Source organism: Curtobacterium sp. MCBD17_023, assembly GCF_003224415.1.
In the GTDB taxonomy this organism is placed as follows: domain Bacteria; phylum Actinomycetota; class Actinomycetes; order Actinomycetales; family Microbacteriaceae; genus Curtobacterium.
Window position 1 is genome coordinate 15,396 of record NZ_QKLJ01000005.1, and the last position, 17,411, is coordinate 32,806.

At 73.0% G+C, this 17,411-nt stretch carries 16 protein-coding genes and 1 tRNA gene; 16 read left to right on the forward strand and 1 reads right to left on the reverse strand.

The features are described from left to right. The first annotated feature begins 1 nt into the window (after position 1). Complete coding sequence (locus tag DEI84_RS08770) at positions 2-652, forward strand: hypothetical protein (RefSeq protein WP_110890529.1); 651 nt, start codon at positions 2-4, stop codon at positions 650-652. Positions 653-718: 66 nt separating this feature from the next. Here DEI84_RS08770 and DEI84_RS08775 read toward each other — a convergent pair whose 3' ends face one another. Beyond that, positions 719-988 (reverse strand): DUF4031 domain-containing protein, encoded by a 270-nt coding sequence (locus tag DEI84_RS08775; protein WP_110890530.1) that lies wholly within the window; start codon positions 986-988, stop codon positions 719-721. Positions 989-1,197: 209 nt separating this feature from the next. On the opposite strand from DEI84_RS08775, the gene rplU reads away from it, so the two are divergent. The 15 genes from rplU (at position 1,198) to DEI84_RS08855 (ending at position 17,407) form a co-directional block, all read left to right on the forward strand. Continuing rightward, positions 1,198-1,506, forward strand: a complete 309-nt coding sequence (gene rplU / locus DEI84_RS08780) for a 50S ribosomal protein L21 (protein ID WP_110823834.1) — start codon at positions 1,198-1,200, stop codon at positions 1,504-1,506. Between the two features lie 15 nt (positions 1,507-1,521). Next, positions 1,522-1,773 (forward strand): 50S ribosomal protein L27, encoded by a 252-nt coding sequence (gene rpmA, locus DEI84_RS08785; protein WP_071257351.1) that lies wholly within the window; start codon positions 1,522-1,524, stop codon positions 1,771-1,773. Between the two features lie 85 nt (positions 1,774-1,858). Next, a complete protein-coding gene (gene obgE / locus DEI84_RS08790; protein WP_110890531.1) occupies positions 1,859-3,421 on the forward strand; it encodes a GTPase ObgE in 1,563 nt (520 codons plus the stop codon). A gap of 13 nt (positions 3,422-3,434) precedes the next feature. Continuing rightward, positions 3,435-4,250 carry a glutamate 5-kinase gene (proB, locus tag DEI84_RS08795; RefSeq protein ID WP_110890532.1) on the forward strand — a complete coding sequence of 272 codons (816 nt, stop codon included), beginning with the start codon at positions 3,435-3,437 and terminating at the stop codon, positions 4,248-4,250. An 88-nt stretch (positions 4,251-4,338) separates the two neighbouring features. Further along, positions 4,339-5,604, forward strand: a complete 1,266-nt coding sequence (locus DEI84_RS08800; RefSeq protein WP_110890533.1) for a glutamate-5-semialdehyde dehydrogenase — start codon at positions 4,339-4,341, stop codon at positions 5,602-5,604. A gap of 41 nt (positions 5,605-5,645) precedes the next feature. Beyond that, complete coding sequence (locus DEI84_RS08805; protein WP_110823838.1) at positions 5,646-5,846, forward strand: hypothetical protein; 201 nt, start codon at positions 5,646-5,648, stop codon at positions 5,844-5,846. Between the two features lie 11 nt (positions 5,847-5,857). Then, positions 5,858-6,457: a nicotinate-nucleotide adenylyltransferase gene (gene nadD / locus DEI84_RS08810; protein ID WP_110823839.1), complete on the forward strand. Its 600-nt coding sequence runs from the start codon at positions 5,858-5,860 to the stop codon at positions 6,455-6,457. Then, the gene (locus DEI84_RS08820) at positions 6,454-7,995 is read left to right on the forward strand and encodes a hypothetical protein (protein ID WP_146236335.1); all 1,542 of its coding nucleotides are present in this window, start codon (positions 6,454-6,456) and stop codon (positions 7,993-7,995) included. Before nadD ends, DEI84_RS08820 begins: the two co-directional genes overlap by 4 nt. A 130-nt stretch (positions 7,996-8,125) precedes the next feature. Next, positions 8,126-8,518 carry a ribosome silencing factor gene (rsfS, locus tag DEI84_RS08825; RefSeq protein WP_110823841.1) on the forward strand — a complete coding sequence of 131 codons (393 nt, stop codon included), beginning with the start codon at positions 8,126-8,128 and terminating at the stop codon, positions 8,516-8,518. 114 nt (positions 8,519-8,632) lie between these two features. After that, positions 8,633-8,708, forward strand: a tRNA-Ala gene (locus DEI84_RS08830). Positions 8,709-8,797: 89 nt separating this feature from the next. Then, positions 8,798-9,736 (forward strand): aldose 1-epimerase family protein, encoded by a 939-nt coding sequence (locus tag DEI84_RS08835; protein ID WP_181419395.1) that lies wholly within the window; start codon positions 8,798-8,800, stop codon positions 9,734-9,736. Further along, positions 9,715-11,340, forward strand: a complete 1,626-nt coding sequence (locus DEI84_RS08840) for an anthranilate synthase component I family protein (protein ID WP_110890537.1) — start codon at positions 9,715-9,717, stop codon at positions 11,338-11,340. Before DEI84_RS08835 ends, DEI84_RS08840 begins: the two co-directional genes overlap by 22 nt. A 64-nt stretch (positions 11,341-11,404) precedes the next feature. Continuing rightward, complete coding sequence (locus DEI84_RS08845) at positions 11,405-12,262, forward strand: hypothetical protein (protein WP_181419394.1); 858 nt, start codon at positions 11,405-11,407, stop codon at positions 12,260-12,262. An 89-nt stretch (positions 12,263-12,351) separates the two neighbouring features. Beyond that, complete coding sequence (locus tag DEI84_RS08850; RefSeq protein ID WP_110890602.1) at positions 12,352-13,980, forward strand: DNA polymerase Y family protein; 1,629 nt, start codon at positions 12,352-12,354, stop codon at positions 13,978-13,980. 13 nt (positions 13,981-13,993) lie between these two features. Continuing rightward, positions 13,994-17,407, forward strand: a complete 3,414-nt coding sequence (locus tag DEI84_RS08855) for an error-prone DNA polymerase (RefSeq protein WP_110890538.1) — start codon at positions 13,994-13,996, stop codon at positions 17,405-17,407. The last annotated feature ends 4 nt before the right edge of the window (positions 17,408-17,411 follow it).

The following is a 17,411-nucleotide window of genomic DNA, read 5'->3' on the forward strand; positions in this document are numbered from 1 at the left end:
GGTGACCGACGAGCAGCCGACGGCTGGTCGCGGCCCGGTCCCGGGTCACGACCAGCCCGGTCCGGGCTGGGGTGCGGTCCCGCCGCCGCGGTCGCACGCCGACCCGGCTCCGGCCGCCCCGGTCCGCGCCGCCGTCGTCGCGCCGGGCGCGTCCACGCTCGCGACGACCGGGGCCGCCCTGACGGTGGTCAGCGTCGTCCTGGTGGAGTTCGTCGCGGGTCTGGTGGGCCTGGTCGGCACGAGCACGATCGTCGGGCCCTTCCGGAGCCACGGCGGGACGAGCCTGGTGGAGGCGTTCGTGCAGAGCGTCTTCGTCACCCGGTTCCCGTTCCACCTGGCGGCGTTCCTCGTGCTCGCCTTCCTCGCGCCCGTCGTGCCGAGGGTGCCGCTGCCCGTGGTCCTGCTCCGCGTCCTGCTCGCCGGTGCGGGCGGGACCCTCGCCCTCGCACTCGTGGGCCTCGTCCACGGGGTGGCCGAGGCCGCCGGGCAGGGGACCGTCGGACAGGCCCTCGGGCGCCTGCTCGTCGACGCCGTCACCACGCCGGTGCAGATCGGGCTGCCGCTCGCGCTGATGTCCCTCGGCTCGTCGACGGTGGCGTGGCTGTGGCTCGGACGCGCACGTCGCCGTCCGGCGGGAGCCCCGCGGGCCTGACGACCCGTTCCGGAGGCCCACTGGCGGCGTGCCGGCACCCGCGGTCGTCGGCAGCAGACGGTCGTGTCAGTGGCGCTTGTCGCGCTGCGGCACCCGCAACCCGCTCGCGATGAGCCGCAGCACCAGCTCGCGACCGGTCACGGGGGAGGCCCCGGACGCCACGAGTTCGTCGTACCGGGCCTGCGGCACGTCGTAGTGGTCGTGGTCGAACGCCCGTCGCGGGACGCCCGCACGGTCGGCGAAGGCGTGCAGCTCGTCGTAGGATGAGTCACTGACCAGGTGTGACCAGAGCGTGTCGTGCGCGGGCCAGGCCGGGGGATCGATCAGCACGGTCATCCCGCCATGGTACGTGTGTCGGCGTTTGACCCACCTGGTCGGATCGAGTATTCTCGATCCCTGGTGTCAGCGGGCCGTTCTGCCTGCGTCGCCGATCGACTCGGGGCGACCTGGGACCCGGGTGAACCGGGATCCGGGGCAAGCCGGATGGATCGCGCAGAAGTGGGCACCCGAGACTTCCCTCAAGCAGAGTTACGTAAGGAATCCACGTGGTTTACGCAGTAGTGCGCGCCGGCGGCCGTCAGGAGAAGGTCGAGGTCGGCTCGATCATCACCATCGACCGCATCAAGGCCGACGACAATGGCAACATCGACCTCGCGCCGGTGCTCCTCGTGGACGGGGACAAGATCACCTCCGCCGCGGCCGAGCTCGCGAACGTGACGGTCACCGCCGAGGTCCTCGCCGATCTCCGCGGCCCGAAGGTCATCATCCAGAAGTTCAAGAACAAGACCGGTTACAAGAAGCGCCAGGGCTTCCGCGCGGATCTCACGCGCGTCAAGGTCACCAAGATCGCGTAAGGCGGAGGTAGAGACATGGCACACAAGAAGGGTGCGAGTTCCACTCGCAACGGTCGCGACTCGAACGCACAGCGCCTCGGCGTGAAGCGCTTCGGTGGCGAGGTCGTCAACGCCGGTGAGATCATCATCCGCCAGCGCGGCACGCACTTCCACCCCGGCGCGAACGTCGGCCGCGGTGGCGACGACACGCTGTTCGCCCTCTCGGCCGGTTCGGTCGAGTTCGGCACCAAGGGTGGCCGCAAGGTCATCAACATCGTCAACGCGTAGTCACCGACGATCAGTTCAGCGGGAGGGGCAGGCCGTGTGCCTGCCCCTCCCGCTGTTTTCCCGTACGACAACCAGGAGTGAACCCATGGCGACGTTCGTCGACCGCGTGACCCTGCACCTGACGGCAGGCAACGGTGGCAACGGCTGTGTGTCCGTCCGTCGTGAGAAGTTCAAGCCCCTCGCGGGCCCCGACGGCGGCAACGGCGGTGACGGCGGCGACATCGTGCTCGTCTCCGACCCGCAGGTCACGACCCTCCTGGGCTACCACCGCTCGCCCCACCGCTCCAGCCGCAACGGCCAGCCGGGCATGGGCGACCACCGGAGTGGTGTCAGCGGCGAGACGCTCGAGCTCCCCGTCCCCGTCGGCACGGTCGTGTACGACGAGGACGGCGAGGTGCTCGCGGACCTCACCGAACCGGGCATCCGCGTCGTCGTGGCGCCCGGCGGCCAGGGCGGGCTCGGCAACGCCGCACTGGCGACCACGAAGCGCAAGGCCCCCGGGTTCGCGCTGCTCGGCACCGACGGCTGGAGCGGAGACGTCAGCCTCGAGCTGAAGACCATCGCCGACGTGGCCCTGGTCGGGTTCCCGAGCGCGGGCAAGTCCTCGCTCATCGCCGCGGTCTCGGCAGCGAAGCCGAAGATCGCCGACTACCCGTTCACCACCCTCACGCCGAACCTCGGCGTCGTCGAGTCCGGCACGACCCGGTTCACCGTCGCCGACGTCCCCGGCCTGATCGAGGGCGCGTCGGAGGGCAAGGGCCTCGGGCTCGAGTTCCTCCGCCACGTGGAGCGCTGCGAGGCCCTCCTGCACGTGATCGACTGCGCGACGCTCGACGCCGGCCGCGACCCGGTGAGCGACCTCGACGTCATCCTCCGCGAGCTCGAGCAGTACACGGTCCCCGAGGGACAGGTCCCGCTCCTCGAGCGGCCGCAGCTCATCGCGCTGAACAAGATCGACGTGCCGGACGCCGCGGAGCTCGCGGCCTTCGTGACCGCGGAGTTCGAGTCGCGCGGCTACCGGGTCTTCCCGATCTCGACCGCGTCGCACAAGGGCCTGCGCGAACTCACCTTCGCCCTGGCCGACGTCGTCGAGCAGGCGCGGGCCGAGCGTGCCGCCGAGCCCGAGGTCGAGCGCATCGTCATCCGCCCGAAGGCCGTCGACGAGAAGCCCTTCACCGTCCGGGCCGAGGGCGGCGAGGAGCACCGCTTCTACCGCGTCCGCGGCGCGAAGCCGGAGCGCTGGGTCCAGCAGACCGACTTCACCAACGAGGAGGCGATCGGCTACCTCGCCGACCGGCTCGCGAAGCTCGGTGTCGAGGACGGCCTCTTCAAGGCCGGAGCCGTCGCCGGGTCGACCGTCGTGATCGGTGGCGACGGCGGGATGGTCTTCGACTGGGAGCCCACCCTCACCTCCACCGCCGAGCTCATCACGAGTGCACGCGGCACCGACGCCCGACTCGACCTCAACGCGCGCCCCACACGCAACGAGCGTCGTGCCGACTACTTCGAGCGGATGGACGCGAAGGCGGCCGCCCGCGCGGAGCTCGAGCAGGAGCGCCGCGCCGGGCTGTGGCAGGACGACACCACCGACGCGGGCGTGCCCGACACCGCCTCGTCCGTCGAGCAGGCAGCAGCCGAGCGGGACTGACCCGGGAGCGACGATGACCGACACGACCGAGCGCACCGCCGGACCCGTCACCGAGCGGGCCGACATCCCGCGCGCGCGACGGATCGTCGTCAAGGTCGGGTCCTCCTCGGTCAGCGGGGACAACGCCGGGCAGATCGGCCCCCTGGTCGACGCGTTGGTCGGTGCGTACCGGCGTGGGACCGAGGTCGTGCTCGTGTCCTCGGGTGCGATCGCGACGGGCTTCCCCTTCCTCGGCCTGGACGGTCGGCCGGACGACCTCGCGACCCAGCAGGCGGCCGCCGCGACCGGGCAGGCCGTCCTCGTGTTCCGGTACCAGAAGGAACTCGACCGCCACGGCGTCACCGCGGCCCAGGTGCTGCTCACCGCCGGCGACCTGCAGAACCCGACGCACCGCGTGAACGCCCGCCGTGCGATGAACCGGCTGCTCGAACTCCGGGTGCTCCCGATCGTCAACGAGAACGACACGGTCGCCACCCACGAGATCCGGTTCGGTGACAACGACCGGCTCGCGGCACTGGTCGCCCGGCAGCTCGAGGCCGACGCCCTCGTGCTCCTGTCCGACGTCGAGGCCCTGTACACGAAGCCGCCGGAGCAGCCCGGCGCCACCCGCATCGACGAGGTCCCGTTCGGCGACGAGCTCGCCGGCGTCACCTTCGGCTCGATCGGCGCGGCCGGGGTCGGCACCGGGGGAGCCGGCACGAAGGTCGCGGCCGCGCGACTCGCCGCCGAGGCCGGCACCGCGGTCCTCGTCACGGCCACCGCGCTCGTCGAGCGAGCCCTCGGCGGCGAGCACGTCGGTACCTGGTTCCGGGCCGCACCACGCGCCTGAGCGCGGGTCGTCGACGGCCTGGAGGCGCGCCTCCCGTCCGTGTCCACAGGTCGCGTCACGCGGGTGGTCGCCGGTCTACGATCGGTCCATGTCCCGCACCGCCCCCGCTCCGACCCTGGCCGACGTCCTGACCGCCGCGCGCTCCGCATCGACGGCGCTCGCGACCGCGACGACCGCCGTCAAGGACGCCGCTCTCCGGGCGATCGCGCTCGAGCTGCGTGCGGGCACGGCCGAGATCGTGACGGCGAACCACGAGGACCTCGTCGCGGGGGAGGACGCCGGCCTGTCGTCGGGTCTGCTCGATCGACTGCGGCTCGACGTGGCCCGGGTCGATGCCCTCGCGGACGCCGTCGAGCACGTCGTCGGCCTGACCGACCCGGTCGGCCAGCACGTCCGGGGATCGGTCCTGCCGAACGGCCTGCAACTCACGCAGGTCCGCGTGCCGTTCGGGGTCGTCGGCGCGATCTACGAAGCACGACCGAACGTCACGGTCGACATCGCCTCCCTGGCCCTGAAGTCCGGCAACGCGGTCGTCCTGCGCGGCGGGTCGGCGGCGCAGCGGACGAACGCGGTCCTGGTCGCACGGATCCAGGACGCCGTCGCCTCGGTCGGACTCCCGCGGGAACTGGTCCAGACCATCGACGAGTTCGGCCGGCAGGGCGCGACCGAGCTCATGCGTGCCCGTGGGCTCGTCGACGTGCTCATCCCGCGGGGGAGCGCCTCCCTGATCCAGACCGTCGTGACCGAGTCCCTGGTGCCGGTGATCGAGACCGGGGCCGGGGTCGTGCACGTGTTCCTCGACGAGTCCGCGCCGCTCGACCGGGCCGTGGACATCGTCCTGAACAGCAAGGTGCAGCGGCCGAGCGTGTGCAACGCCCTCGAGACCCTGCTGGTGCACGAGCGGGCCGCGGAACGGCTGTTGCCCGTGCTCGCCGACCGGCTCCGTGGCGCCGGGGTGACCCTCCGTGGCGACGACGCCACCCGGACGATCGTGCCCGGGGTCCTGCGCGCGACCGAGGCCGACTGGGCGACCGAGTCGATGGACCTCGACCTGTCGATCCGGGTCGTACCGGACGTGGACGCGGCCATGGCGCACATCGCCCGGTGGTCGACGCACCACACCGAGTCGATCGTGACGAACGACGTCGACACGGCGGAGCACTTCCTGGCCGGGGTCGACTCCGCTGTCGTCATGGTGAACGCCTCGACCCGGTTCACCGACGGGGGTGAGTTCGGTTTCGGGGCCGAGGTCGGCATCTCGACCCAGAAGTTGCACGCCAGGGGGCCGATGGGGCTCCCGGAGCTCACGAGTACCAAGTGGCTCGTGCGCGGGCAGGGACACATCCGCGGCTAGGATGGTCCGGAGTCTTCCTCGACCGATCGGAGCACTGCCAGATGTCACTCCTCGCTGAGGCCGCCGAGCACGCGGCCGGCGTCCCCGCGATCGTCTACCCGATCGTCGCCGCCTGCTTCTTCACCTTCCTGGGCTTCGTCACGTGGAGCTTCCGCGACGTCGCCTACCGCCACTCGCACAAGTTCCAGGCCACCCGGCAGCACGAGACCGGCGTGGACGAGTTCGGCCACTCGAAGATCTGACCAGCCCCCCGATGCTCGAGAGCACGGGTCGGCCGCGCATCGGGGTGATGGGCGGGACGTTCGACCCGATCCACCACGGTCACCTCGTGGCGGCGTCCGAGGTCGCGAAGCACTTCGACCTCGACGAGGTCGTGTTCGTCCCGACCGGTCAGCCGTACATGAAGGCGGACGTCACCGACGCCGAACACCGGTACCTGATGACGGTCATCGCGACGGCGTCGAACCCGATGTTCACGGTCAGCCGGGTGGACATCGACCGCCCGGGTCCGACCTACACGGTGGACACCCTCCGCGACCTCCGCGAGCAGCGCCCCGACGCGCAGCTCGTGTTCATCTCCGGAGCGGACGCGGTCCAGCAGATCCTGGACTGGAAGGACCACGACGGCCTCTGGGACCTGGCCCACTTCGTCGCCGTGACCCGACCGGGACACGCGTTGAGCATCACCGGACTCCCAGAACGGGACGTTAGTGTCCTCGAGGTCCCCGCGCTGGCGATATCCTCGACCGACTGCCGCGATCGGGTGAGAGGCGGGTCCCCCGTCTGGTACCTCGTACCGGACGGCGTCGTCCAGTACATCTCGAAGCACCATCTGTATCGGAGCGTTGCATGAGTCCGTCCGACGCGCAGCCGCCCCTGTCGCGGCGTCAGATGCGCGAGCGTGAGCGCGCCGCGTCCGGCGGTGCCCAGCCCGTGACCCCACCGCCGACCGTCGCCGCGACCAGCGCGCCGGAGGCCCGGCGTCGTCCCGGTTCGCACGTCGCGCCCGGCTCCGCGGCGTCCGCCCAGTCGGCCGTCCCGCGGTCCGCCAGCGCACCCTCGGGTGTCCCGGACCAGCCGCCGGCGTCCGCGACGGAGATCGTGCCCGGCACCGGCGGGATGTCCCGCCGACAGCTGCGGCTCCTCCGCGAGGCACAGGAGCAGGGCGGCCGTCCGGTCCCGCTGCAGAACCCCACCCCGCACTCCTCGGACCGCACGGTGCAGGACGTGCTCGGCACCCTGTCCGGTCCGGCCGCCGTCCCGGCCCCGGACGCACAGGTGCCGTCCCTTCCGACGCCCGCCGAGACGGCCGCGTCGGGCGTCGACCCCGAGCGGGCGCCGCTGGTGCCCTTCGGGTTCGCCGGCCCCGCCGACACCGCCGACACCGCAGACCGGTCGGACGACGACGCCGGTCAGGACACCCGCGCTGAGGACGACGGCGGCGAGACCTCGCACTGGCAGGAGCCGAACCCCGAGGTGTCCCACCTCGACCCGGCAGCCGTCGAGCAGGCCACGGCCGCCGACGGATCGCCCGACGCGATCGAGCCCCTCGAGGCGGCGGCCGCGCACGCGGAGGAGCCGCGCCTGCACCGCACCACCTGGGCACCGCACGACGCGGACCCGGACGACCTCGCGGTCACCGACGAGCCGGGTACGACGGCGGGGACCGGTGTCGACGACGTCATCCCGGCTCCGACCTCCGCCCCGGCTGCAGCGGCTCCCGGCGTGTTCCCGCTCGACCTGGACGACGACGACACGAACGAGGTCCCGCTGCCCGTCGTGCCCGCCGACGCCCAGGTGTCCGGACCGACCTCCGCCGTCCGTTCCGGCTCGGCGTCGGCGCCGGGCTCCGCATCCCGTCCGGCGTCGTCCGATGCCGGCCGCGAGCCGAAGCCGGTCACCACGGCCTTCGAGGCGCCGAGCGGCCACTGGTCCACCTTCGCGCACGACTCGAACGACGCCGAGGTCCACGACGAGGAGACCGGCACCCGCCGCGTCACCGAGGCGCGGTCGAACGCCATGATCCTGCCGAACTCGGCCCTGGCGGACCCGACCGGTGCGCTGAACGCCACCGGCGAGGTCATCCTCACCGGGTCGATCGACCTGCCGTCCTCGCTGTCCTCGACCGGGTCGCACCGGCCGATCGACGGCGCCGAGGTCGACCGGCTGCTCGACCAGCAGGACGAGCAGCCCGACACCGACGCCAGCCCGGTGCGCGCGAGCCGTGCGGTGTCGAGCCACACCTCGACGCGGCAGGTCGTCCTGGCCGCGGCGAAGCCCAAGGACTCGAAGGCGCCCGTGGTCCTGGCGGTCGCGGCCAGCGCGGTCGGGGTCGTCGCGGCGGGCGTGATCGTCGTCGCCCTGGTGGCCACCAACTTCTTCGGCTCGTAGCCGATCACCGGGTCGTCGGTCCGGGCTCACCGTCCTCGTCGGCATGGCCGTCGTCGGCGGTCTGACCTATGATCGACACCCATCATGAACATCGCGACGCCTCCGTCGGGATGACCACCGGAAGGAATCCGTGACCGCCTCCGCTCGCGCACTCGAACTCGTGCAGATCGCCGCCCAAGCGGCCGACTCCAAGCAGGCCGAGGACCTCGTCGCCCTCGACGTCACCCGACCGCTCCAGCTCACCGACGTCTTCCTGCTCGCCACCGGCCGCAACGAGCGCAACGTGCTCGCCATCGCCGACGAGATCGAGGACCGCATGCTCGAGGCCGGTTCGAAGCCGCTGCGTCGTGAAGGCCGCAGTGAAGGCCGATGGGCGCTGATCGACTTCGGGGACATCGTCGTGCACGTCTTCCACGAGGAAGAGCGCCAGTACTACTCTCTCGAGCGACTCTGGTCGGACTGCCCGGTCATCCCGCTCGACCTCCCGGTCGACCAGACGCAGGCGGCAGAACAGTCCGCGTAGCGGCGACGCGCCCGGGAGGCGACGGCGATTTCGTTCCCCCGTCTCCGCGTGGTGTACGCTGTACTGGTGCCTCCGGGGAACCGGAGGGACACCGACAGGCCGCTTGCGGCCGATGGGTCTGTGGCGCAGCTGGTAGCGCACCTGCATGGCATGCAGGGGGTCAGGGGTTCGAGTCCCCTCAGATCCACCACCGAAGCCCCGTTGCTCCCCGAGCAACGGGGCTTCTCCCGTTCCCGCCCCGTCGCCCGCCCGGGTCCCCGCGGCCGATACGCTGACCGCATGAGCAGCGCAGCCCCCCGGTCCGGGTCCCAGACGTCGATCGCATCCTCCGGCTACACCGCCGACATCGCGAGCGTCGGCGCGACCCTGCGGGCGCTCCGCCACGACGGCCGCGACCTCGTCACCACCTTCGACGCGGACGAGGTCCGACCGGTCTTCCGTGGGGCGGTCCTCGCCCCGTGGCCGAACCGAGTCGTGGACGGCCGGTACACCTTCGGCGGGACCGAGCACGAACTCGCCCTCACCGAGCCGAAGCGCTCTCACGCCCTGCACGGACTGGTCGCCTGGACCGAGTTCGCCGTGCTGGAACACGACGTCGACCGTGTGGTGCTCGCCACGACCGTGCAGCCGCAGGAGGGGTACCCGTACCGGGTCGAGGTCCGCGTGGAGTACCGCCTCGACGCCGACGGCCTGCACACCACCGTCACCGGCACGAACACCGGCGACGACCGGGCACCGTGGGGGACCGGCCCGCACCCGTACCTCCTCGCCGGCGCGGGCACGGTCGACGACTGGACGCTGACGCTCCCGGCCGCCGAGGTCCTCGAGGTCACCGAGGACCGGCTCATCCCGACCGACCTGGTCCCGGTGCACGACGAGTTCGACCTCCGGACGCCGACGCACATCGGACCGCGGTTCATCGACCACGCCTTCACCGGCTTCGACCGCGACACCGACGGCATCGCGGCGATCACCGTCACGGCAGCGGACGGACACGGCGTCCGGGTCGCCTTCGGCCCTGAGTGCGGGTGGGCGCAGGTGCACACCGCCGACCACGTGGTCCCCGGGTACCACCGTGCCGGGCTGGCCGTCGAGCCGATGACCTGCGCGCCGAACGCCTTCAACGGGGACGCCTTCGCCGCCGACGTGGACGCCGGCCTCGTCGTGCTCGAGCCGGGCACCGCCCACGCCGCCGCATGGACGATCTCCGCGGTCTGACGGCCGAGGCGGTTCCCACCCCGTCCGTCGAGGGAGGCGCCGGCCCGCGGCTCGAGACCCGCAGGCTCGACGGCCCGGTCGACCTCGCCGTGCTCGCCAGGAGGACCGCGACCGACCTGGTCTGGTTCGACTCCGCACTGCCGGAGGGGGCCCCACCGTCGGCGGGGCTCCGTGCCGCGTGGTCGGTGCTCGCCCTCACGGACGGGCCGTTCGCCGCGCGGTTCCGTCACCAGGACCGTGTCGCCCGGCTCGACGTGTCGCCTGCCGCGGGGTCGTGGTTCGGGTCGTCCCGGGTCGAGGACCGAGCCGCGTTCGCCGTCCTCGACGACCTCCTGCAGCGCACACCGACGCTGGACGCACCGGTGGACGGCTGTGCGTTCGCGCTCGGGTGGGTCGGCTTCCTCGGGTACGAGCTCGGGCGTGAGGTCGACGGGCCCGACCGGACCGCGGACGGACACGCGGACGCCGACCTCCGGTTCGTGGACCGTGCGGTCCTCGTGCGGGGGGACGGAGCCGCCTGGGCGCTGACCCTCGTGGACGACGATGAGCCGGACGCGTCCGCGGCGAACCGCGCCTGGTCGGCCGGGCTGTGCGGCGCGGACCCGGACGACCGGGGGCTGGCCGCCCCGGAGCCGCACGACGACCTGGCGGACCGGGCCACGGGCCTCCCGGACGGTGGTCGGGAGCCCGACCGGTCCCTCCTGGAGGCGTGTGGTCGCGTCGACCGCGCGGCCTACGAGCGCGCGGTGGACACGTGCCGTGACGAGATCCGCGAGGGCAACGCGTTCCAGGTGTGCCTGACGACGGCGTTCGCCGTCCCGGACGCACCGGATGGAGCAGACGCACCGGACGCCCTGGACCACCCCGGGGTCGCCGGCGACCGCCACCTGGCGGAGTACCTGCGGATCCGCCGGAGCGATCCGGTGCCGTTCGGCGCGTACCTGCGGACCGGTGACCTGCGGATCGCCAGCCGGTCCCCGGAGCGGTTCCTGCGCATCGACGCCGACGGCGGTGTGCTGGCCGAGCCGATCAAGGGCACCAGACCGCGTCACGTCGACCCGGTCGAGGACGCCGTGGTGCGCGCCGACCTGTCGACCAGCGCCAAGGACCGGGCCGAGAACGTGATGATCGTGGACCTGCTGCGGAACGACCTGCAGCGGACGGCGCGCCCGGGGTCGGTGCGCGTCGAACGGCTCTGCGACGTCGAGACGTACGCGAGCGTCCACCAGATGGTGTCGACGATCGCCGGTGTCCTGGCACCCGGGGCCTCCCGGGCCGCGGTCGTGCGGGCGGCCTTCCCGCCGGGGTCGATGACGGGAGCGCCGAAGCGCAGTGCGACGGCGATCGCGGACCGGCTGGAGGGTGCCCCGCGCGGGGTGTACGCCGGGGCGATCGGGTACTTCTCGGCCAGCGGTGCGGTCGATCTGTCGGTGGCCATCCGGACACTGGTGACGGTCCTCCACCCGGACGGGTCCGTGCGGCGCAGGACGCTCGGGGCGGGCGGCGCGGTGACGTGGTCGTCCTCGCCGGAGGACGAGGCCGACGAGGTCGAGGCGAAGACGGTGTCGGTGCTCCGCGGGGTGGGCGCGGCGGCGCACTGGTGACCATCGAACGGGTGTTCGAACCGCTGTCCACCGGATGTCGGTGCCGGTTGACATCATCGAACACATGTTCGAACATGAGGGCATGCAGACGGCGACGGCACTCCGGTCGTCCGACGAGCGCAGCGACCGCGGACGCGGGGACCGCGAGCACGTCGGGCGGAACGGTGCTGCTCGCGGGGGCGCGGACGGGGCTCGCGGGGCCGACCACGTCGGAGCAGCGCGGGCGGCACTCGACCGGATCACCTCGCTGCGGTCGCGGGTGGCCGACATGGAGTCCACCCGGGTGGACACCGACGGGCTGCCCACCGCGGACGCCCTCGCCCCGCTGCTGCCGGGCGGTGCGATCCGCGCGGGTGGCACCTACGCCGTGCCGGAGTCGGTGCTGCTCGCCCAGACGATGCTGCAGGCGGCATCGGCGGCCGGTGCGTGGTGCGCAGTGGTCGGCGTGCCCTCGTTCGGTGTGGAGGCGGCGGCCGCGGCGGGGATCGACCTGGAACGACTCGTGCTGGTGCCGGACCCGGGCGACCAGTGGCTCGCGGTGACCGCGGCCCTCGCCGACGTCGCGCAGATCGTCCTCACCCGTCCCCTCGGCCGCGTGGTGCCCGGTGACGTCGCCCGGCTCTCCGCGCGTCTCCGGCAGCGCGGGGCCGCACTCGTCGCGCTCGGGTCCTGGCCCGGGGCGGACGTCACCCTGCGCGTCACCGAGTCCCGGTGGAGCGGGATCGGCCACGGTCACGGGTACCTCACCGAGCGACGGGTGACCGTCACCGCGTCGGGGCGCGCCGGTGCGGTCCGACCGACGAGCGCCGAACTGCTGCTGCCCGCTGCGGACGGCTCGGTCCGCGCGGCCGTCCCGACGACCGCGGTCGCCGCGGTGCCGGTCGACGAGCGGGTCCTGCGTCCCGTCGCGGTGGCGTCGTGAGCCCCCGCGGGCGCCGAGCGCTGGTGGGCACGCCGAAGGGCGGGGGAGCAGGCGCTGCACTGTCGGGCGTCGGGATGCCCGGTGTCGGGATGCCCGGTGCGGGAGCCGTCCGTGCGGACGCGCTCAGCCGGGGAGCGGGGCTGCCGGAACCCCCGCCGACCCGCACGATCGTCCTCTGGTGCCCGGACTGGCCCGTCATCGCGGCCGCCCGGGCAGCCGGATCGCCCCCGGAACAACCGTTCGCCCTCATCGCCAAGGGCCTGGTCTTCGCCAGCTCCGCCTCGGCCCGGCAGGTCGGGGTGGTCCGAGGGCTGCGGGTGCGGGAAGCACAGGCACGCTGCACCGACCTCGTCACCCAGCCGTACGACGACGCGCTCGACCACCGTGCGTTCGAGCCGGTCATCCGCGCCATCGAGGAAGCAGCACCCGGGGTGGAGGTCCTGCGCCCCGGGACGATCGCGCTGCGGGCCCGCGGTCCGGCGCGCTACCACGGTGGAGAACGGGCCGCGGCGACCGTCCTGGCGGGCATCGCGGCCGACCACGGCGCACCGGGTGTCCGGGCCGGGGTGGCCGACACCCCGTTCGCCGCCGAGCAGGCCGCACGGGCACGACCACGGCGGCCCGGGGAGCGCGTCCGGATGGTGCCGGTCGGCGGGTCGGCGGAGTTCCTCGCCCCGCTGCCGCTCGGCGTGCTCGGCGACCCGGACCTCGCGATGGTCCTCGGCCGACTCGGGATCGCGACGCTCGGGGACTTCGCCGCGCTCACCGACGAACAGGTGCGCGACCGGTTCGGCGTCCCCGGGGCGTTCCTGCACCGCCTCGCCGGTGGGCGCGACCCGCGGGAGGTCTCCGCGCGCGAGGTGCCGCCCGACCTCGAGGTCCAGGCGTCCTTCGAACCGCCCCTCGACCGCGCCGACCAGATCGCCTTCGCGTTCCGCCGCTCCGCCGACGACTTCGCCGCGAAGCTCCGTGCAGCCGGTCTCGTGGCGACGACGATCCGGGTCGGCATCGTCGACGAGCGGGACGTCCTGCTCGAACGGGTGTGGGCGCACCCGCGGTGGTTCGACGCGGCCGACGTGGTGGACCGGGTGCGGTGGCAGCTCGCCGGCGGGGTCGACCCGACCGGGCTCGAGGCGCCGGTCACCTCGGTCGTGCTCGAACCCGTCGCGGTGGACGACCTCGCGAACCACGAGCGCGGACTCTGGGGCTCCGGACCCGACGAGCGGGTGCACCACGGCCTGGCCCGCGTACAGGGCATGGTCGGGCACGACGGTGTCGTCACGCCCCGGATCGGTGGCGGCCGCACGCTGGCGGAACGCGTCGTGCTCGTGCCGTGGGGGGACGCACCCGCCGGGGGCGAGCGCGCCCTCGCGGTGGTCCGGGACCGCCCGTGGCCGGGCAAGCTGCCCGGGCCGCCGCCGGCGACGGTCCTCGAGCGGCCGCGCCCGGTGGACGTCGTCACGGCGGACGGCGGTCCGGTGGACGTCGACGACCGGGGCACCCTGACCGGCGAACCCGGACGCTTCCGGTCGGACGGCGACCGCGGCGGACGGTTCGCACCCGTCACGGCGTGGGCGGGGCCGTGGCCGCTCGTCGTGCGGTGGTGGGAGTCGGGCGGACGACGACTGCACCGCCTGCAGCTCGTCGACGCCGAGGGGCGGGCGTGGTACCTGGTCCTCGCCGACCACCGCTGGTGGGCAGAGGCGATCGCGACGTGAAGGACGGACGCTGATGGGGTACAACAACCCGCCGATCCCGTGGTCGCAGTTCGAGCGCGCCCTCTCCGACAAGCGGAGCCCGGGGACGACCCCCGAGGGTGACGGCGGCGACAGCCCGGCCTGGTCGCGGAAGCGTGCGCCGTACCGTCCGGCGGACGTCGCCTCGCCGGACGCGCCGCCCGCGGTGCCGTACGCGGAACTCCACGCGCACTCGACCTTCAGCTTCCTGGACGGGGCGAGCCCGCCCGAGCACCTGCTCGAGGAGGCCGCGCGACTCGGCCTGCACGGACTGGCGATCACCGACCACGACGGCTTCTACGGTGCCGCGCGGATGGCCGAGGTCGCCGAGACGTACCCGAGCGTCACCACCGTCTACGGCGCCGAGCTGTCCCTCGGACTGACCGGACCGCAGAACGGCGTACCCGACCCGGAGGGCTCGCACCTGCTGCTCCTCGCCGACGGGCAGGACGGGTACCACCGGCTGGCCGGCGCGGTGACGGCCGCGCACCTCGCCGCGGGCTCCGAGAAGGGGCGTCCCCGGTACGACCTCGACGACCTCGCCGAGCGGTCGGGCGGACGGTGGCGGGTGCTCACCGGCTGTCGGAAGGGCACCGTCCGCCAGGCCCTCGAACGTGGCGGCGAGAGCGCTGCCGACCAGGCGCTGCGGGCGCTGCTCGACCGGTTCGGGACGGGCTCCGTCGTCGTGGAGCTCTCCGACCACGGGGACGCGCTCGACAGCGCCCGGAACGACGTCCTCGCCGCGCTCGCCGCCCGGCACGCGCTGCCCGTCGTGGCGACCGGGAACGTGCACTACGCCACCCCGGACCGGTTCCCGGTGGCGACCGCCCTGGCCGCCGTCCGCGCCCGGCGCAGCCTGGACGAGATCGACGGGTGGTTGCCGGCCGCCGACACCGCGCACCTCCGGTCCGGTGCCGAGATGGCCAGGCGGTTCGCCCGGTGGCCGGGTGCCGTCGAACGGAGCGTGGTGCTCGCCGACGAACTCGGCTTCCAGCTGAAGACCGCGAAGCCCGGGCTGCCCGACCTCGACGTGCCGGACGGCCACACGGCGATGACCTGGCTGCGCGAGCTCACCTGGCGTGGGGCCCGTCGGTTCTACCCCGGGGACGCGGACGGCGTCGACGCGCACAAGCGGGAGCGCATCGAACGCGAGCTGTCGGTCATCGAGGACAAGGGCTTCCCCGGGTACTTCCTCATCGTGCGCGACATGGTGCAGTTCGCCCGCGAGCGGGGGATCCTCTGTCAGGGGCGGGGTTCGGCCGCGAACTCGGCGGTCTGCTACCTGCTCGAGATCACCGCCGTCGACTCGATCCGGTACGGCCTGCCGTTCGAGCGGTTCCTGTCGGCCATGCGCGACGAGGAACCGGACATCGACGTGGACTTCGACTCCGACCGGCGCGAAGAGGTCATCCAGTACGTCTACGACAAGTACGGCCGGTTCAACGCCGCGCAGGTCGCGAACGTCATCACCTACCGGCCGAAGGGTGCGGTGCGGGACATGGCGAAGGCACTCGGACACAGCCCCGGACAGCAGGACGCCTGGTCGAAGCAGGTCGAACGGTGGGGTTCGGTCACCGAGAGCCAGGACCACGACATCCCGGAGCCGGTGGTCGACCTGGCCCAGCAGGTCCTCGGGTTCCCGCGGCACCTCGGCATCCACTCCGGCGGGATGGTCCTGACCGACCGGCCGGTGGGCGAGGTCGTGCCGATCGAGCACGCCCGGATGGACGGTCGGACCGTGCTGCAGTGGGACAAGGACGACTGCGCGTACATGGGGCTCGTGAAGTTCGACATGCTCGGACTCGGCATGCTCGCCGCGCTGCAGTACTCGTTCGACCTGGCCGCCGACCACTGCGGGGAGCGGTGGGACATGCACTCCATCCCGAAGGAGGAGCAGGGCGTCTACGACCAGCTCTGTCGCGCGGACACGATCGGCGTGTTCCAGGTGGAGTCCCGTGCGCAGATGGGCACGCTGCCCCGGTTGCTGCCGCGTCGGTTCTACGACCTCGTGATCGAGGTCGCCCTCGTGCGCCCCGGGCCGATCCAGGGCGGGGCGGTGCACCCGTACATCCGCCGGCGCACGGGTGAGGAACCGGTGACCTACATCCACCCCGCGCTCGAACCGGTGCTGGAACGGACGCTCGGGGTCCCGCTGTTCCAGGAGCAGCTCATGCAGATGGCCATCGCGGTCGGCAACTGCTCCGGGGACGACGCCGACCTGCTCCGTCGGGCGATGGGGTCGAAGCGCGGCCTCGAGAAGATCGACCGGCTCCGGGACAAGCTCTACCGGGGCATGGCGGAGAACGACATCCACGGCGAGGACGCCGACGCCATCTACGCCAAGATCCAGGCGTTCGCGAACTTCGGCTTCGCGGAGAGCCACTCGATCAGCTTCGCGCTCATCGTCTACGCGAGCGCGTGGATGCGGCTGCACTACCCGGGGGCGTTCCTGGCGGCGCTGCTCCGCGCGCAGCCGATGGGGTTCTACTCGCCGCAGACCCTCGTCGCCGACGCCCGCCGGCACGGGGTCCGCGTGCTCCGGCCGGACATCCTGCGGTCCGAGGTCGACGCGACGCTCGAACCGATCGAGGGTCTGACGGACGCGGTCGGGGACGACGCCTGCCTGGCCACCGAGCAGCCGCCGGTGTTGCCGTTCGATCGGGACGCCCCCGACGACACCGCCGCACACCGTCGTGACGGTGCCTCCGCCGTGCGGCTCGGCCTCGCCGAGGTCGCGTCGCTCGGCCGCCGGAGCGCCGAGCGGATCGTCGCCGAGCGGCGGGCGAACGGACCGTTCACGGACATGTCCGACCTCGCACGCCGGGTCGGCCTCACCACCGCGCAGCTCGAGGCGCTCGCCGCCGCGGACGCGTTCGAGTCGCTCGGGGTCGATCGTCGTGGTGGCATGTGGTCGGCGGCGCAGGCGGCGGCGGAGCGCCCCGACCAGCTGCCGGACACCCAGGTCGTCGTGCAGCCGCCGCTGTTCGGGCAGATGACGAGCGGGGACGTCCTCATCGCGGACATGTGGTCGACGGGGATGTCCACGGACGACCACCCCGTCGGGCACCTCCGCGAGCGGTTGTCGGCGCGCGGGGTGCTCAGCGTCGAGGACACCAGGACGGCGGAGACCGGTCGGCGCGTGGAGGTCGGCGGGATCGTGACGCACCGGCAGCGCCCGGCGACGGCGTCGGGGATCACGTTCCTCAACGTCGAGGACGAGTCCGGCCTGGTGAACGTCATCTGCAGCGTCGGGGTGTGGGGCCGGTACCGCCGGGTGGCACGGGAGTCCCCTGCGGTCATCGTGCGGGGGATCCTCGAGCGGTCACCGGACGGGGTGGTCAACCTCGTCGCGGACCGCATCGAGCACCTCCCGCTCGCTGTCCGGACACGGTCGCGGGACTTCCAGTGACCGC

Coding starts and splice junctions, on each gene's coding strand:
- DEI84_RS08855 (WP_110890538.1), top strand. CDS start 13,994: ATGGGGTACAACAACCCGCCGATCCCGTGGTCGCAGTTCGAGCGCGCC.
- DEI84_RS08835 (WP_181419395.1), top strand. CDS start 8,798: ATGAGCAGCGCAGCCCCCCGGTCCGGGTCCCAGACGTCGATCGCATCC.
- rpmA (WP_071257351.1), top strand. CDS start 1,522: ATGGCACACAAGAAGGGTGCGAGTTCCACTCGCAACGGTCGCGACTCG.
- DEI84_RS08850 (WP_110890602.1), top strand. CDS start 12,352: ATGCCCGGTGCGGGAGCCGTCCGTGCGGACGCGCTCAGCCGGGGAGCG.
- nadD (WP_110823839.1), top strand. CDS start 5,858: ATGCTCGAGAGCACGGGTCGGCCGCGCATCGGGGTGATGGGCGGGACG.
- proB (WP_110890532.1), top strand. CDS start 3,435: ATGACCGACACGACCGAGCGCACCGCCGGACCCGTCACCGAGCGGGCC.
- DEI84_RS08840 (WP_110890537.1), top strand. CDS start 9,715: ATGGACGATCTCCGCGGTCTGACGGCCGAGGCGGTTCCCACCCCGTCC.
- DEI84_RS08845 (WP_181419394.1), top strand. CDS start 11,405: ATGTTCGAACATGAGGGCATGCAGACGGCGACGGCACTCCGGTCGTCC.
- DEI84_RS08800 (WP_110890533.1), top strand. CDS start 4,339: ATGTCCCGCACCGCCCCCGCTCCGACCCTGGCCGACGTCCTGACCGCC.
- DEI84_RS08805 (WP_110823838.1), top strand. CDS start 5,646: ATGTCACTCCTCGCTGAGGCCGCCGAGCACGCGGCCGGCGTCCCCGCG.
- DEI84_RS08820 (WP_146236335.1), top strand. CDS start 6,454: ATGAGTCCGTCCGACGCGCAGCCGCCCCTGTCGCGGCGTCAGATGCGC.
- DEI84_RS08775 (WP_110890530.1), bottom strand. CDS start 988: ATGACCGTGCTGATCGATCCCCCGGCCTGGCCCGCGCACGACACGCTC.
- obgE (WP_110890531.1), top strand. CDS start 1,859: ATGGCGACGTTCGTCGACCGCGTGACCCTGCACCTGACGGCAGGCAAC.